This is a genomic window from Paenibacillus sp. PAMC 26794 (assembly GCF_000316035.1).
GTDB lineage: Bacteria > Bacillota > Bacilli > Paenibacillales > Paenibacillaceae > Paenibacillus.
Map to the genome: position 1 here is coordinate 96544 of NZ_ANHX01000011.1, position 16020 is coordinate 112563.

Sequence of the window (16020 nt, forward strand, 5' to 3'; positions counted from 1 at the left end):
ATATCTGTTGGGAGGATGTAATGATCATGGGAAAAAAACACGTTAGATTAATTAAACCATCAAAAGCCTATAAGGATGCGTATTTGGCATTTTATGAAGACTGGGTCAGAAGTGGAGAATTGATGGTACCTTGGGTCATTTCCAAAGATCCTTATGCGTTCGATGAGATGTTGGCGTTTTTGCAGCGCAATGAACAAGGGATCGACATCCCGGAAGGCTGGGTCAAAGACAGTACATACTGGCTGGTCACGGAGAGTCAACAAATCGTGGGTGCCGTGAATATAAGGCATGAGCTTAACGACAAATTGTCCAACAGCGGAGGACATATTGGTTATGGCATTCGTCCGGGGGAACGGCACAATGGCTATGGTTCCGAAATTCTCAGGCTATCTTTGGAGAAAACGAGAGAGCTTGGAATCTCCAAAGTATTGGTCGTATGCGATGCGGTTAATGAGCCTTCGAGAAGGGTTATCCTTCGAAATGGTGGCATTCGGGATGAAGACTATGTGGAGTCCAATGGCAACGTTGTTGAACGATTCTGGATAGAAAATGTCGAATAATGCAGAATAATGATGTAATATCACGAAAATAATATGGATTATGATTGTATTACCCTCGTGTGCTGATTAAAATGAAGCATAGAATCTGGATTGCGGCCGGAAACTATCATCCCATATCAGGCACAAGTGAGGTTATCTTTATGAATCAACCGGTTAATCGGCCCCGGCGTATTGAGTATCTGGATCTCTATCGTGCTTTTGCCATCATGGCAGTGGTAGCTATTCATGCGACTTCAACAGCAGTTGCGCATTACCCCAAGAACACTTTAGATCATGATGTGTATTACTTCTGGAACACGTTTTTGCAATTTGCCGTTCCAGCGTTTCTGTTCCTGTCATCTCTGGTCTTGTTCTACAACTACAGCTCCAAGGTGAATGAGAAGGGTTGGATGCTCGCTTTTTATAAGAAGCGTTTATTTAATGTATTTGTACCTTATGTGGTGTGGTCCCTTATCTATTTTTCCATTAAACAGTTGCTTGCGGGCAAAGAACCTTTGACCCATGGTGTTCAATTTGCAAAACAATTAGTGATGGGAACCGCTCATACGCACTTGTACTTTTTTTTGATTATTCTTCAATTCTATATCGTTTTTCCGTGGCTTCTGTCCCTTACTCGCCATCGTTTGTTTAATCGTTATTTGCCATTATTTTTTATTGCGGGCCAAGCGATCTTTTATGCAGTACATTTGCAGTTTCATTTCGAACGAACAGGCAGTTTATTACCCAGTTATCTGATCGTCATCGGATTTGGCGCATGGGTTGGGTTGAACTTTGAGTGGGCATTAAAGAAACTGTATACTCACCGTTATGTACTTATAGCTGCATTGTTGAGCGGAGGTGCCATTTTTATATATGGTAATGCTTATATCAAAACCGCTTTTGCTGTATATCCGGTTATTACCTATACCGTGCTGTTCCTGTTCCGAAATTTGTTTACCTTGTCAGCCTGCCTGCTCCTACTGATCTTTAGCGAACGAATCGGCACAGGAAAACATACCGAGGTTCGAAAAGCTACGCGTATTCTGGACTCCTTGGGTACAGTTGCGTTCGGTGTGTTTTTAATGCACCCACTTGTACTGCTCTTCTGGAGACGTGAATTCACAGATGACCTGGCTCGTCACTTCAGCGTGGGCATCATTCTATCTTATGTTGCGGCGCTCCTGATCTCATGGATCTGCGCGATGGGATTGCGCCGGATGAAGTGGGGATGGGTACTGATCGGACGTTAATCCAAAATAAATATATTTAATTAAAGATAAGAGTTTTCAAGCCCTCACGCGTGGAGGGAATCACTTGAAAACTCTTTTTTATTTGCCTTAAAGAAGGTATTATAGAGTTTAATGTCCATAAAATTGAATTAATGGAATGTGATAAAGGAGGCATCGGATGCACTTATTTCGAACAGTTAATAGTCATAAATTAAGTGAGCCTGTCGTTCCGAAAATCCAGACACCATTTGGTCAGTTAATAACAAACATTCAATGGAGGCAAGAGAATATCCAGGAATTTGCTGTAAATACAAGATCGTTGAAGAACGATTCATATATTATCCTATTCGAGACAAGGGATATCACAGCAGAGCTACTGGTTACAAAACCTGAGCCAAACCTGCCGGATGGAGCTACAATTGACGATTGTCGTTCATTGATGTGGCGGTGCCAAACTAAGAAATCTTTGGAGCAAATCCTCTTTACGCTAAAATGGGAAGTACCTTTCAATTGGAATCAAAGTGCACCCGATAGTGGTGAGAACCTCGACGCCATTAGTTTCTATGATGATTCTTATGTCCTCACGGTAGGTACGGAAGATGGGGAGACCCTGGTCCGCAGAGCAAAAAAGAATCATTGGATGACAAAAAGCATAGCAGATCTAAAAGAAGCTTTTCATTTAATTCGATATCTTGAGGATGGTTTACAAGTTGAAATTCCGATGATACAAGTGGGAGAGCAGCTACAGATCCATTTTAATGTGGCCTGGGGTGAATCAACTGATTACAATGCGGGCCCATGGTTTGCAGTGGATATGCTGCCTGAACAAATTATGGCGAAGTCAGGAGTGATCGAAAATGAAATTAGTGATTATTTTTGGCCCACAGGCTGTGGGCAAGATGACGGTGGGGCAAGAACTGGAGAAGATAACAAAACTTAAATTGTTTCATAACCACATGACCATTGAATTGGTGTCTCCTTTCTTCAGCTATGGAACACCACAAGGCAAAAGACTGGTGAGTCTGTTCCGGCAGGAGATTTTTGAGGAAGTGGCAAAGAGTGATTTGCCGGGTCTGATTTTTACATTTGTGTGGGCTTTGGACGCGGAGTCAGATGGTGAATACATCCGTAAGATCAGCGAGTTATTCGAATCTAATGGAGGACAGGTCTGTTATGTGGAACTGGAGGCTGCTCCATCGGAAAGATTGGAGCGCAATAAAAGTCCGCATCGTCTGTTACATAAACCAACAAAGCGTGACATCGCGTGGTCTGAGCGAGATTTGCTTGATACGATGAAGCATTATCGATTGAACTCGGAACCGGGAGAAATCAAGCATGAGCACTACATAAGGATTGATAACACACAAAAGAGCCCGGATGAAGTGGCACAGTTAATCCAGGAACGCTTTAATTTGTAATCTATGAAACGTTTATCTTCGCAGAGTAGATATTTTATATGAGAGGGGCACTACACATGTATTTTGTTATATTTTTGCTCATTGGACTTGTTTTATGTTATCTGATCCCATTTGGTCCAATAGTGGCCGGGGGCATTATTTTTGCACTTGTTGTAGATCAATACCGTCAGACGATACATATGCGTGAAGATATCCGAGACATTAAGAATCATCTGGGGTTAATGAACAAAGGCGAGGCGCAAGAGTACGAGTTGGATAAGCAATTTAAAGATGTCGATCGTTTGAGCTCAGAAGAAATGGACAGTATTAATCGAAAAATTGAAGCAGAGCTGGAGAAAGACAACAAAAACAATAAACCGTGAATCCCTGTAAAATAATTCTTGATTTGCTCACTCCTGTGAGTATATTTACCTAGATCAGGAGTCATGCTAATTCGATACTAACTTTTTGTTGCACTGTGTAGAAATTTGTAATATTATGAGGGAAGCGCGTACAACATATCGGGTTGTAACTGTTGAATCAGGCAAAGCCGTATACCTTGAGAAAAGGGATTGGTTTGTCTTTTTCTGTATATTGGAGTGATAAAGTGAAAATCGAGAAGGTGCTGAACAATAATGCTGTAGTTGCGATGAATGACGAACAACAGGAAGTTATTATCATTGGCCGGGGGATTGCTTATCAGAAGCGGGCGGGTGATATGGTTTCCGAGCAGCATATCGACAAGATATTTACTTTACAGAATGAAGATATTCAGGAAAACTTCAAGGCATTAATCTCAAGCATTCCTCTGGAATACATGAAAGTATCCGAGGAAATCATCGCTTACGCCAAACTGAAACTTGGCAAGAAATTAAATGAGAGCATTTACTTACATCTCACAGACCATATTCACTTTGCCATTGAGCGGTATCGCAAGAATCTGCCCATACGCAACGGCTTAATCTGGGAGACAAAGCAGTTATACAAAGAGGAATATGAAGTCGGAATGGAAGCGCTCAATATGATCTGTGATCAGTTTGGTGTGATCTTGCCCGAGGACGAAGCCGGTTTTATGGCACTTCACTTTGTCAATGCAGCTTTGAATGAGGAAATGCCCAACATCAAGAGTATGACGCAGGTCATGCAAGAAATCTTGACAATCATCAAGTATCATTTCAAGATTGATTTTGATGAGAACTCACTGACATTTTATCGCTTTGTGACGCATTTGAAGTTTTTCGCCCAACGTTTGGTGAAGGGAAAACATTACAAGAGCAACAACGATGATGAACTGTTCCTGATGATTCAGAAAAAGTATCCGGCAGCACACAAGTGCTCGGAGAAAATTAAGAAATTCATTGAAAGCAACTACACGTATCAACTAACTGACGAAGAAATGATGTACTTAACGATCCATATTGAGAGAGTTGTGAATGCAACTTCTGAATAATCCCATAGATCAGCTTGCAGGGTTGCAACCACTAGGGCAAAACCTGAACGCTTGAATGACAGAACATACCGTTAACCGGATGTTCCATACATTCAGATGTTCAGGTTTTTTTATTCTCTCCAATATGCTTCGAATCCGTGTCTAGCCAGAAAGGAAGAAAAGACTTCATGAAACACGAGCAATTAGCCAAAGACATTCTGTCTGGCGTTGGCGGTAAACAGAATATTAACAGCGTGGTGCACTGCGCGACCAGACTTCGTTTCAAATTAAAAAATGACAATAATGCCAAAACAGACGAACTCAAAAATTTACCTGGAGTTATAACGGTAATGCAAAGCGGGGGGCAATACCAGGTAGTTGTGGGTAACGAAGTGTCTGATGTGTATAAAGCCTTGTTACAGGTGGGTAATATGAATGCGGATGAACCGGTCTCAAGTGATGATTCAGAATCTTCCGGTAAAAAAGAGAGTCTCTTGGGTCAGTTTATCGACTTGATCTCAGGTGTATTTACACCCATTCTCGGCTTGCTTGCTGCAACAGGGATGATCAAAGGTTTCCTGTCCATGTTTACTTCTCTCGAATGGTTGGACCCGGCTTCAGGAACATATCAATTGTTGAATGCTGCAGGAGACTGTCTGTTCTACTTCTTCCCAATCTTCCTGGGTTACACAGCTATGAAAAAATTCGGTGGATCTCCATTCCTCGGGATGGCCATCGGAGCATCACTTGTATATCCGACCTTATCAGGCTTTAGTGGTGGGGAACCGCTCTATACGCTGTTTGCAGGCACATTGTTTGAATCACCGATTCATATCACGTTCCTGGGTATTCCCGTTATCTTGATGAGTTATTCCTCATCCGTCATTCCGATTATTATTGCTGCTTATTTTGGGGCAAAGGTAGAAGCGTTCTTCAAAAAGATCATTCCGTCTGTTGTGAGAACGTTCCTCACGCCATTCTTTACGATTTTGATTGTTGTTCCAGTAACATTCCTCTTGATTGGTCCAATCGCAACATGGGCAAGTCAACTGATTGGTGCGGGCGTATCGGGCATCTATGACTTGAGTCCGTTGGTAACAGGTATTGTTGTTGGTGGGTTGTGGCAAGTATTGGTGATCTTCGGGTTACACTGGGGTATCGTACCAATCATGCTGCTGAATCTGTCCACACTGAAAGCAGATCCGATTCTGGCGATGATGTTTGCTGCTTCTTTTGCTCAGATTGGTGCTGTTCTTGGCGTTATGCTAAAAACGAAAAATACTAAACTCAAATCACTGGGTGTTCCTGCCTTTGTATCAGGGATTTTCGGTGTAACTGAGCCTGCTATTTACGGTCTTACTTTGCCATTGAAAAAACCATTTATTATGAGTTGTATTGCTTCTGCAACCGCTGGTGGTATTATTGGATTCGCAGGTTCCAAAATGTTTGTATTTGCTTCAGGAATCTTCGGTGTTCCTGCGCTGATTAGTCCCACAGAAGGGATCAACTACGAATTCTGGATGGCTATGATTGCTACTATCATTGCTTTTGTGCTAGGCTTTGTTCTCGTTTATTTTGTAGGATTCAAAGATCCTGCTAATCCGGAGGCTGCAAATCAGGCTCCAGAGCCAGTAAAAGAAGAGAAGGCTGCACTTGAGCCTAATCCAAACAATCGCTACGAAATTGCCAGCCCGATGACGGGTGATGTGGTTCCTTTGCAAGAAATTAATGATGCTACATTTGCTGGTGAACATATGGGTAAAGGGATTGCTATTCGTCCAACCAGTGGACGAGTTGTATCCCCGATTAATGGTGTGGTTCAGACGATTTATCGTACCAAACATGCGATTGGACTGGTAGATGATCAAGGTGTAGAGATTCTGATCCATATCGGTCAGGATACGGTACAGCTCAAAGGTCAACATTTCACTGCACATGTGAAAGACGGAGATCGTGTGAGTGTTGGCGATCTGATCGTTGAATTCGATCTGCAGGCCATTATTGAGGCGGGATATGAGACCGTAACACCTATTATTGTAACCAATACAGCTGATTATTTGGACGTGGTTGCTACAACAAATCGTGAAGTGCAAGAAAAGGATAAATTGATTACGGTTATTGGTTAATTCTGCTTTAGTGCGTATTTATAAATGTGAATATTATACAATACAGAGACCACTTCGATGCTTTCGAAGTAGTCTCTTTTTTTATTTTCGCTCAATCAAGTGTATTTGTGAATTTAATAAAAATAAGTGTTGCAAACGTAGTTCAGATGTACTATGATGAGTTCAAGAAGTAAGCGCATACATCAATCGGGTTGTAACTGTTCAATCAGGCAATGCCGACCATCCTCAGTTCAGAGGATATGGAATGCAACTTACTTTCGTTATCCAAAAAATTAAATACCAATGTGTACAGCCTTACAGGGTTGCAACCGTTAAGGGCAAAACCTGAATTGCTGAATAACACGACTGATTTCCGGACGATCCGGTATGTTGTGTATGTTCAGTGGTTCAGGTTTTATTTGTTTCAAAAGTCATGGGGAGTCTACTTAGAGAGGGAGAATTACAATGAGCAACTACGATCAATTGGCTAAGGACATTCTGTCACGTGTAGGTGGTCGCGAGAATGTAAACAGTGTATTCCATTGCGTAACAAGACTGCGGTTTAAATTGAAAAATGAAAGCGTAGCCAAAACGGAAGAACTTAAAAATCTGCCAGGTGTTATTACTGTCATGCAAAGTGGTGGACAATATCAGGTCGTTATCGGCAACGAAGTGCCGGATGTATATAAAGCAGTTGTTAAGGCGGGGAATTTCCCAAGCGAAGGTCAGTTTGAAGAGGAAGCAGACAACTCAGGTAAAAAGGTAGGGTTGTTTAGCCGATTTATCGACATGATCTCCGGTGTGTTCACACCGTTACTCGGTTTGCTGGCTGCAACAGGTATGATCAAAGGTTTTACAGCCATGTTTTTATCATTTGGATGGATTACAGATACTTCTGGAACGTACCAACTGTTGAATGCAACGGGTGACTGTCTGTTCTACTTCTTCCCGATCTTCCTTGGTTATACTGCAATCAAGAAATTTGGCGGTTCACCGTTCCTGGGTATGGCGATAGGTGCTTCGTTAGTTTATCCTACCCTGTCCGGTCTGACTACCGGAGATCCACTGTACACCTTGTTTGCAGGGACGTTGTTTGAATCACCGATTCACATTACGTTCCTGGGTATTCCGGTTATTCTGATGAGTTATTCAACATCGGTTATTCCGATCATTGTTGCTACATTCTTCGCTGTTAAAATTGAAAGATTCTTCAAAAATATTATTCCTAAAGTCGTTAGCACGTTCCTTGTTCCATTCTTTACTTTGCTCGTTATCGTTCCGGCAACGTTCATTCTGATTGGTCCAGTATCCACTTGGGCAGGCCAGTTGATTGGTGCAGGAGCAACAGGCATCTATGATTTAAGTCCAGTTGTTACAGGTTTGATTATCGGTGGATTGTGGCAAGTGTTTGTATTGTTTGGTCTTCACTGGGGACTCGTGCCAGTCATGCTTCTTAACTTGAGTACTTCTGGGGCTGATCCGGTAATTGCCATGTCATTCGCCGCCTCCTTTGCCCAAATCGGTGCCGTACTTGCCGTTACACTGAAAACCAAAAATACGAAATTGAAATCTTTAGGTATTCCGGCCTTCATCTCTGGGATCTTCGGTGTAACCGAGCCAGCAATTTACGGTGTGACACTTCCACTGAAAAAGCCGTTCATCATGAGCTGTATTGCAGGTGGTATCGGTGGAGGTATCTTGGGATTAGCGGGTTCGAAGCTTTACATGTTTGGCGGACTTGGCGTATTTGGTTATCCAACCTTCATTAACCCAGCTACAGGCGTTGATTCTGGATTCTACATGGCAATAGTAGCTACAGCGGTTGCGTTCATCCTTGGCTTTGTTCTGACGTACGTAGTTGGATTCAAAGACAAAGTGGAAGCTACACCAGCTCCAGCACCTGTACTTGATCCAAATCCGAACAGCAGATACGAAATTGTAAGCCCAATGGCTGGTGAAGTTGTTGCACTGAACGAAATTAATGATGTAACGTTTGCAGGAGAGCACATGGGTAAAGGGATTGCAATTCGTCCAACCAGTGGCAGAGTGGTATCTCCAATCACAGGTGTCGTTCAAACTGTATATCGTACCAAACACGCCATTGGTCTAGTAAGCGATGATGGTGTAGAGATGCTGATCCATATTGGACAGGATACGGTCAAGCTGAAAGGTGAACATTTTACAACCCATGTGAAAGATGGAGACCGTGTTAACGCAGGTGACCTGATTGTTGAGTTTGATCTGCAAGCGATTAAGGATGCAGGATATGAGACGGTTACACCCATCATTGTTACTAATACTTCAAATTATCTGGACGTTGTAGGAACGAAAGATGCATCCGTTCATGAGAAAGATAAATTGATCACGGTATTAAGCTAATTCAAACTAAGGATGGTTAAGGAGGAACTCCTCAATGATTGAAAAGTTTACAGCCTTCCCGGAGAATTTTCTCTGGGGAGGAGCAACCGCAGCGAATCAATTGGAAGGTGCTTATCTGGAAGGTGGCAAAGGTTTAACAACGGTAGATCTGATTCCGATTGGTGCCAATCGATGGAATATTGCTCTGGGTAACCTGGATTCGTATGAGCCAAAAGCAGGGGAATTCTATCCTTCACATGAAGCCATTGACTTCTATCATCGATATAAGGAAGATATTGCGTTATTTGCAGAAATGGGATTCAAGTGCCTCAGACTTTCCATAGCCTGGGCACGGATTTTCCCTAATGGTGATGAAGCGGAGCCAAACGAAGCAGGCTTGCAATTTTATGATGATGTCTTTGATGAGTTATTAAAATACAACATTGAACCTGTGGTAACGATCTGCCATTTCGATGTACCTGTACATCTGGTCGAGACGTACGACGGTTGGAAGAATCGCAAGATGATTGGTTTCTTTGAGAAATATGCGACGACGCTATTTAATCGATACAAGAATAAAGTGAAATACTGGATGACGTTTAATGAGATCAACATGTTGCTGCATCTCCCGTACATTGGAGCGGGTATTGTTCTGCAGGATGGTGAAAACAAAGATCAGGTCCTGTATCAGGCAGCACATCATGAATTGGTAGCGAGTGCACTTGCTGTTAAGGCTTGTCATGAGATCATTCCTGGTGCACAGATCGGGTGTATGTTAGCCGCTGGAATGGTCTACCCATACAGCTCTAACCCCGATGACGTTTGGAAGGCTATGGAGAAAGATCGTGAGTCATTCTTCTTCATTGACGTGCAGTCCAAGGGAGCATATCCGGGTTATACGAAAAGATTTTTCAGGGAAAATGACATTCGGATTGACATGCAACCGGAAGATGCGGAGATTTTGATACAGAATACGGTTGATTATATCGGTTTTAGCTACTATGCAAGCCGCTGTACAAGTACGGACCCTGAGATTTTGAAAGATTCGACAGAAGGCAATGTGTTTGGTTCGGTGAAGAATCCATATCTTCAAGCATCCGAATGGGGATGGACCATTGATCCAAAGGGTCTTCGAATTACATGTAATCAACTGCATGACCGCTATGGCAAACCTTTGTTTATCGTTGAAAATGGACTTGGGGCAACCGATGTGTTGTTAGACAATGACTCCGTTGAAGATGACTATCGCATCGAATATTTGAATAGTCATTTTGCCGAGATGGCTGAAGCGATTCAAGACGGTGTAGAGCTCATAGGTTACACAAGCTGGGGACCGATTGACCTCGTCAGTGCGGGTACCGGAGAGATGAAGAAACGGTATGGCTATATCTATGTAGACAGAAATAATGATGGCACGGGCACACTTCGCAGAGTGAAAAAGAAAAGTTTTCACTGGTACAAAGATGTCATTGCGAGTAATGGCGCACAATATTTCTGATACAAGGTGTCCGACGCTATAGAATAGACACAGAGCAGTCTCGTTATTACGGGATTGCTCTGTGTTTATAAGGGGATGAATTTGACCCTTGATGTGGCTTTCAGATATAATAAAGAAATGAAGAGAATCTTGTCACTTAAGAAGGGAGGAGCATCCACTCATGAAGAAAAAATCACTTGCATTTATATCTTCGGGATATGGATACTCCACTGCTGTCTTTTTCTAGAATCTATTCCAAGGGTGAGGTCTGCCCAAAATCGGAAGAAATTAGGAAATAACGCAGAAAAATCTTAAGAATGACGAGGTAATCCAAATGAATATGGACAAAATTACTAGAACAAATCCAGAAAATATGCCAGCTCCTGTAGGTCAGTACACGCATATTACAAGAATCCCGAGGAATGCAGAGTTATTTGTGACTTCGGGTCAAATTGGAGCAGATCAAAATGGACTCTTTCCAGAGAGTCTGAATGAGCAAGTCACTAATACATTTAATAATATTAAAACAGTGCTCGAATCTGAGCGTTTAGATGCTGAACATATTATCAAAGTGAACGTATGGGCAACCGAGAAAATCGATTGGGATTTCTTATATGCCGAGTGGGGACAATTATTTAGTACGGATTATCCTGCAATGACGATTGGATATATTACGGCGTTAGGTCTACCAGAGATTAAAATTGAAATAGAGCTTTGGGCAGCAAAAGTGTAACATCGAATACTTTTTAACCAAACGAAGGAGCATCTCACTTACAGATGCCCCTTCGTTTTTTAATTTGTGAAAAATGGAAAGGATATGCCCTGTGTGCAATCATGAGCGATAGTAGGTGTATTATGGCACCTGCAAGCTCTGATAAGCATTCAGTCGACCATATGTCCAGTAGATCCCGGAGCCTGATACCGGATCAGAAGCGAAACACAGCGCATCCCGAATCTGAGCATTTGTTTTCCCTTGTGCAGCGAGAAGTGCAGCCACTCCAGCCACATGAGGGGCAGCCATGGACGTCCCGCTAAGGTAGGCATAGGAACCACCCAGGTATGTGGATAGAATGGTATCACCCGGTGCAGCCATATCCACCCAAGAGCCATAGTTGGAGAAATTGGATTTGAGATCGGAGGGATTGGTTGACGCGACAGCAATCACGTTTGGATACGATGCGGGTACGATTGGGAATGAAGTGTTGTCGTTACCGGCTGCAGCAATAATTACAGCTCCACGATCCCAAGCATACTGTACGGCAGCTTGAAGGAAAGCATTTCCCATCGGCCCACCAAGGCTTAGGTTAACAACCTGTACACCGTTATTAGCAGCAAAGACAAGCCCATTACCAACATTACCTACCGTTCCTTGCCCGTTGTTATCCAGTACCCGGAGCGGAACGATGGAGGCGAGTGGTGCAACGCCTGCGATGCCCACACCATTGTTGGTAACGGAGGCAGCGATCCCGGCTACATGGGTGCCGTGACCGTTCCCGTCCTCAGGGATGTTATCATAATCAACATAATCATAACCGGGGAGGAGCTTGGAGGCCAATTCTGGATGGTTCAGCTGTACACCGGTATCGATAATGGCGATTTTGACAGAGCTGTTACTCTGAGTAATGTTCCAAGCAGCGGGTGCATTGATTTTGGACAGGTTATACTGATAAGGAAAGAATGGATCATTAGGGGTGAAGGATGCCTCAACGAGGTAATTCGGCTCTGCATGTTCAATAAGTTCATGATCTTTGTAATGTTTTAGCATCCGGTGCATTTTTTTGCGGGATTCCATGCGGTACCATCCTAAATCTGCATAGGTCTCAGCAACTTTACATCTCCCTTTTTTGTGAAGGGTGTGCATCTCATCCTCGGTTGTACCTTCCTTGAATTTGACTAAGAGCTGCTGGGGAGCGTGAGGGTGAAACTTGCTCTCGGCACGTTGGTCCAGATAACGGTACACGAACCCGATTACTAGCAAAATGAAAGCAAAAACACCTAACCATAACCACATGAGCGTTTCTCCCTCCAATATGGATTGTGACACGCCTTATCGTATGCAAACTCTATCGGACTGCGTGGGCACTCTTTCAATTTGGTTAGTAGTGTAGATAGGTTGATAGGAAGGGATAAGTTCGGTAAGATGAGATGAAGAGAGCCGATTTGGCATGAACAAGATTCAAGGAAGGGCCAAGAAGTAGCTCTTAATACAGAGGATAAGGAATGTGGTTTTATTGACACAACTTCAGAGTATACCGACAGTCACACCAGTTCAGGCACACCAGATTCATGATGCCATTGATTTTGCCATGCGTGTACGCAGAGAGGTATTTCCGATGATGAATCATACGAAATTGCCTGTAGACTTCGAGCAGTTCAGAGAACATTATCTGGACTCCGATGGTTCGATCTTTCTTGTTGCAATGATGGAGGATGCGGGCATCGTCGGGTCTATTGGGATATTACCATATGATGGACGTATCGAAGCTGTGGAAGGTCGATATGCAGCTCAATCGGCTGCCGAAATAGTAAAATGTTATGTAGATCCCGCGTATCGTAGGTTCGGCATTGGTTCGATGTTGATGAACGAACTGGAGAACGTGGTAAAGGATATGCACTATACGACGCTGTATCTGCATACACATCGCTTCTTGCCAGGAGCCGTAGATTTCTGGAAACGCCAAGGGTTTACAGTTATTGCTGAGCAGGATGATGACTGGCAAACCGTACATATGGACAAGTTGGATTGTATGTGACCATTGGAAACGGAACCGAAATTCTGACCACATTTTTGGAAAAATTGATTGATGATACTATAACTCTTGTATACAACAACATAGACATATACGAGATACATGATGGGGGCATAAGAAGATGCAAGAAACGAAGCGAAAAATTGTTTTTATTGATATTGATGGCACATTGGTCGACGATGACGGAAACATTCCGTTGTCAGCACAGAAGGCTTGTAAACAGGCCAGAGAGAACGGACATCTGCTCTATTTATGTACAGGCCGATCCAAAGCAGAAATTTATGATTCCATCTGGGATGTCGGATTCGATGGTCTGATTGGTGCAGGTGGGGGTTATGTGGAGTTTGGCAAGGACGTGTTATATCACAAAAGGGTAACAGCGGAAGATGTTCGACATATGGTCGATTTCTTTAATGAAAATGGCATTGACTTTTACCTTGAATCCAATTCGGCATTGTATGCGAGTAGCAATCTTCAACCTCACCTGGAACGCCGTATCTATGGTGATGTGGAGAATGACCCTGTAGCCAGAGAGAAGAAGGAGCTGAAACCGCACCCGTTTATTGCCGGATTAACGTATGGTGAGGCCGACCTGTACAAGGATGATGTGAACAAAGTATGTTTCTTGGAGAGCTCAGCTATCCCGTTTGAGCGGATCAAGCAAGAGTTTGAAGGGAAATTCGAAGTCATTCAGTGCACCGTGCCGATTTTTGGTGAAGGAAGTGGTGAGCTAATGATCCCTGGCATTCACAAAGCCATTGCGATAGCCGATCTGCTGAAGCATCTGGGCATGTCCCAAGAAGATACATTTGCCATCGGTGATGGCATGAATGATGCGGAGATGTTGGAATTTTGTAACATCGGAATTGCCATGGGTAATGCAAAGCCAGGTCTGAAAGCCATTGCAGATGATATTACTGGAACAGTAGAGGAAGATGGATTGTATCATAGTTTTGTGAAGTATGGATTGATTGAGGGATAAGATAATCCGATTCACACGAAAAAGATGGTAACACACATATCTGAAAGAATTGTCGTTGAACTTGAAATTAGTGTATTCAGATACTTAAGATAATGAGGAATAATAAGCATCGAATGATCAGATCAGAACAAAACAGGCATCTCCGTATTGGAGATGTCTATTTGTCATGTTCAGGCTTCAGTTAATATCCAGTATAGAACTACACTAAATGCCACGACACAGAGTCCAAAAAGGAGTCCAAAAATGATCACGAATTTCTTCCCATTCATAGGAATTGATAACCCTCCTCTTGACTTTATTATTGCATAACTCCTAATGAAAGCTTATTATAAATTTTGCAAACAAGGAATTTATTGGTTTTCGGTTGTAAAAGTGCATGAAATATAAAGTTGATACATGGGAGGATGCTGGATGAGTAATGTAGCTCTGTTGTTTCCTGGACAAGGTTCTCAGATGATTGGCATGGGTAGAGACTTTTGGAATAACTTCGATGTAGCCAAAAAGTTATTTGAAGAAGCCAGTGATGCTATTTCTTTCGATTTAAGAAAACTGTGTTTTGAAGGCAGTATGAATGAGTTGACAATGACGATGAACGCTCAGCCTGCACTTTTAACCGTTAGTGTGATTGCTTTTCAGGTTTATATGCAAGAAATCGGATTGGAACCTGCTTATTTGGCTGGACATAGTCTGGGAGAATATTCGGCTCTGGTATGCGCGGGTGTTCTTTCTTTTCATGACGCTATTAAACTGGTAAGACAACGAGGTATCATTATGCATAATGCAGACCCATATCAGGAAGGTACCATGGCTGCCATTTCAGGCATTCATTTAGATACACTTCAAAAAATATGCGAACAAGTTTCCACGATCGAATGCCCTGCCTGTGTGGCATGTATTAACGCTGACCAGCAGTTTGTCATTTCAGGACATCGTCAAGCCATACAAGAAATTATAAAAAGGACAGAATCTATGGGAACAAAACACTCGTATATTAATGTAAGTGGTCCCTATCATTCGCCCCTGATGCAACATGCAGCAGAACAATTTGAAATAGAACTCGGTCAATATCCATATGCTCTTGCAAAGTACCCGGTTATATCCAATGTTACAGCAGCACCCTATGAGTCTGATCGATCTGTCACGGATTACTTAAACATGCAGATGACGATGCCTGTAAGATGGCTAGAGTCGATGCACTATTTGATTGACCAGAAAGTTACTGAAGTTATAGAGTTGGGTTCAAAACATGTGTTAGTTAGTCTTATGAGTAAAATAACGAAAGGTATTGTACCTTATTCCCTAAGTCAGCCTTCGGATTTACTAATGCTAACGAATACACATGAAAGAAAAAATAAGTTGTTAACGATTCGCAAAAATTGGTTGTCCGAGTTGATGGTAACCGCGTTTATTTCAAGAAATTATAATCCAGATTCAATATCATATACCCAAACGGTAGTGCCCTTATTTCATCAATTACAACGGGTACAGGAACAAATGCACAAGAATGGATACGAACTCAGCGAAGAAGAGATAAATGATGCTCTGCAGGTATGTCATTCCATTTTTACAGCAAAACAAATTCCATTCGATGGAACCGCGTTGATTGATGCAATCTAGTAATCCTGTATATTCTCTCGCAGGATCTGTAATAGAGCGCCAGACTGCCTTATTATAAGGTGGTCTTTTTTGTCGTTTGATACGTCCGGACTTGTTGAAATTCCAGAGATTAGGTAATAAATACGTCAATAACTCAC

At 42.5% G+C, this 16020-nt stretch carries 14 protein-coding genes; 13 read left to right on the forward strand and 1 reads right to left on the reverse strand.

Annotation, left to right across the window (positions count from 1 at the left end):
* Positions 1-26 precede the first annotated feature (26 nt).
* The 10 genes from D829_RS0105580 to D829_RS0105625 all read left to right on the forward strand — a co-directional run bounded on the left by D829_RS0105580 (position 27) and on the right by D829_RS0105625 (position 11267).
* Positions 27-560, forward strand: a complete 534-nt coding sequence (locus D829_RS0105580) for a GNAT family N-acetyltransferase (RefSeq protein ID WP_036660402.1) — start codon at positions 27-29, stop codon at positions 558-560.
* A gap of 140 nt (positions 561-700) precedes the next feature.
* On the forward strand, positions 701-1789 hold the full coding sequence (locus D829_RS0105585) for an acyltransferase (RefSeq protein ID WP_017687866.1): 1089 nt from the start codon (positions 701-703) through the stop codon (positions 1787-1789).
* 157 nt (positions 1790-1946) lie between these two features.
* Positions 1947-2708: a hypothetical protein gene (locus D829_RS0105590; RefSeq protein WP_017687867.1), complete on the forward strand. Its 762-nt coding sequence runs from the start codon at positions 1947-1949 to the stop codon at positions 2706-2708.
* Complete coding sequence (locus D829_RS0105595) at positions 2626-3186, forward strand: AAA family ATPase (protein ID WP_026081015.1); 561 nt, start codon at positions 2626-2628, stop codon at positions 3184-3186. Before D829_RS0105590 ends, D829_RS0105595 begins: the two co-directional genes overlap by 83 nt.
* A gap of 56 nt (positions 3187-3242) precedes the next feature.
* Positions 3243-3548, forward strand: coding sequence for a hypothetical protein (locus tag D829_RS0105600; RefSeq protein WP_017687869.1), 306 nt, complete (start codon positions 3243-3245; stop codon positions 3546-3548).
* Between the two features lie 224 nt (positions 3549-3772).
* A complete protein-coding gene (locus D829_RS0105605) occupies positions 3773-4615 on the forward strand; it encodes a PRD domain-containing protein (RefSeq protein ID WP_017687870.1) in 843 nt (280 codons plus the stop codon).
* Positions 4616-4782: 167 nt separating this feature from the next.
* Positions 4783-6720 (forward strand): beta-glucoside-specific PTS transporter subunit IIABC, encoded by a 1938-nt coding sequence (locus D829_RS0105610; RefSeq protein WP_017687871.1) that lies wholly within the window; start codon positions 4783-4785, stop codon positions 6718-6720.
* Between the two features lie 444 nt (positions 6721-7164).
* Complete coding sequence (locus D829_RS0105615; RefSeq protein ID WP_017687872.1) at positions 7165-9078, forward strand: beta-glucoside-specific PTS transporter subunit IIABC; 1914 nt, start codon at positions 7165-7167, stop codon at positions 9076-9078.
* A gap of 34 nt (positions 9079-9112) precedes the next feature.
* Entirely contained in the window at positions 9113-10555 is a 1443-nt protein-coding gene (locus tag D829_RS0105620) for a 6-phospho-beta-glucosidase (protein ID WP_017687873.1), read from the forward strand.
* 313 nt (positions 10556-10868) lie between these two features.
* Complete coding sequence (locus D829_RS0105625) at positions 10869-11267, forward strand: RidA family protein (protein ID WP_017687874.1); 399 nt, start codon at positions 10869-10871, stop codon at positions 11265-11267.
* 120 nt (positions 11268-11387) lie between these two features.
* Here the strand turns inward: D829_RS0105625 and D829_RS0105630 are convergent, their stop codons facing one another.
* Positions 11388-12545, reverse strand: a complete 1158-nt coding sequence (locus D829_RS0105630; RefSeq protein WP_017687875.1) for a S8 family peptidase — start codon at positions 12543-12545, stop codon at positions 11388-11390.
* A gap of 220 nt (positions 12546-12765) precedes the next feature.
* Here D829_RS0105630 and D829_RS0105635 point away from each other — a divergent pair, with 220 nt between their 5' ends.
* The 3 genes from D829_RS0105635 to fabD all read left to right on the forward strand — a co-directional run bounded on the left by D829_RS0105635 (position 12766) and on the right by fabD (position 15883).
* Positions 12766-13287, forward strand: a complete 522-nt coding sequence (locus D829_RS0105635; protein WP_017687876.1) for a GNAT family N-acetyltransferase — start codon at positions 12766-12768, stop codon at positions 13285-13287.
* Positions 13288-13405: 118 nt separating this feature from the next.
* Positions 13406-14266 carry a Cof-type HAD-IIB family hydrolase gene (locus D829_RS0105640; protein WP_017687877.1) on the forward strand — a complete coding sequence of 287 codons (861 nt, stop codon included), beginning with the start codon at positions 13406-13408 and terminating at the stop codon, positions 14264-14266.
* Positions 14267-14677: 411 nt separating this feature from the next.
* Entirely contained in the window at positions 14678-15883 is a 1206-nt protein-coding gene (gene fabD / locus D829_RS0105650) for an ACP S-malonyltransferase (RefSeq protein WP_017687879.1), read from the forward strand.
* Positions 15884-16020: the final 137 nt, after the last annotated feature.

Bases quoted from the DNA above. Each gene is read 5' to 3' on its own strand.
- D829_RS0105580 (WP_036660402.1), top strand. From the start codon at position 27: ATGGGAAAAAAACACGTTAGATTAATTAAACCATCAAAAGCCTATAAG.
- D829_RS0105585 (WP_017687866.1), top strand. From the start codon at position 701: ATGAATCAACCGGTTAATCGGCCCCGGCGTATTGAGTATCTGGATCTC.
- D829_RS0105590 (WP_017687867.1), top strand. From the start codon at position 1,947: ATGCACTTATTTCGAACAGTTAATAGTCATAAATTAAGTGAGCCTGTC.
- D829_RS0105595 (WP_026081015.1), top strand. From the start codon at position 2,626: ATGAAATTAGTGATTATTTTTGGCCCACAGGCTGTGGGCAAGATGACG.
- D829_RS0105600 (WP_017687869.1), top strand. From the start codon at position 3,243: ATGTATTTTGTTATATTTTTGCTCATTGGACTTGTTTTATGTTATCTG.
- D829_RS0105610 (WP_017687871.1), top strand. From the start codon at position 4,783: ATGAAACACGAGCAATTAGCCAAAGACATTCTGTCTGGCGTTGGCGGT.
- D829_RS0105615 (WP_017687872.1), top strand. From the start codon at position 7,165: ATGAGCAACTACGATCAATTGGCTAAGGACATTCTGTCACGTGTAGGT.
- D829_RS0105620 (WP_017687873.1), top strand. From the start codon at position 9,113: ATGATTGAAAAGTTTACAGCCTTCCCGGAGAATTTTCTCTGGGGAGGA.
- D829_RS0105625 (WP_017687874.1), top strand. From the start codon at position 10,869: ATGAATATGGACAAAATTACTAGAACAAATCCAGAAAATATGCCAGCT.
- D829_RS0105630 (WP_017687875.1), bottom strand. From the start codon at position 12,545: ATGTGGTTATGGTTAGGTGTTTTTGCTTTCATTTTGCTAGTAATCGGG.
- D829_RS0105640 (WP_017687877.1), top strand. From the start codon at position 13,406: ATGCAAGAAACGAAGCGAAAAATTGTTTTTATTGATATTGATGGCACA.
- fabD (WP_017687879.1), top strand. From the start codon at position 14,678: ATGAGTAATGTAGCTCTGTTGTTTCCTGGACAAGGTTCTCAGATGATT.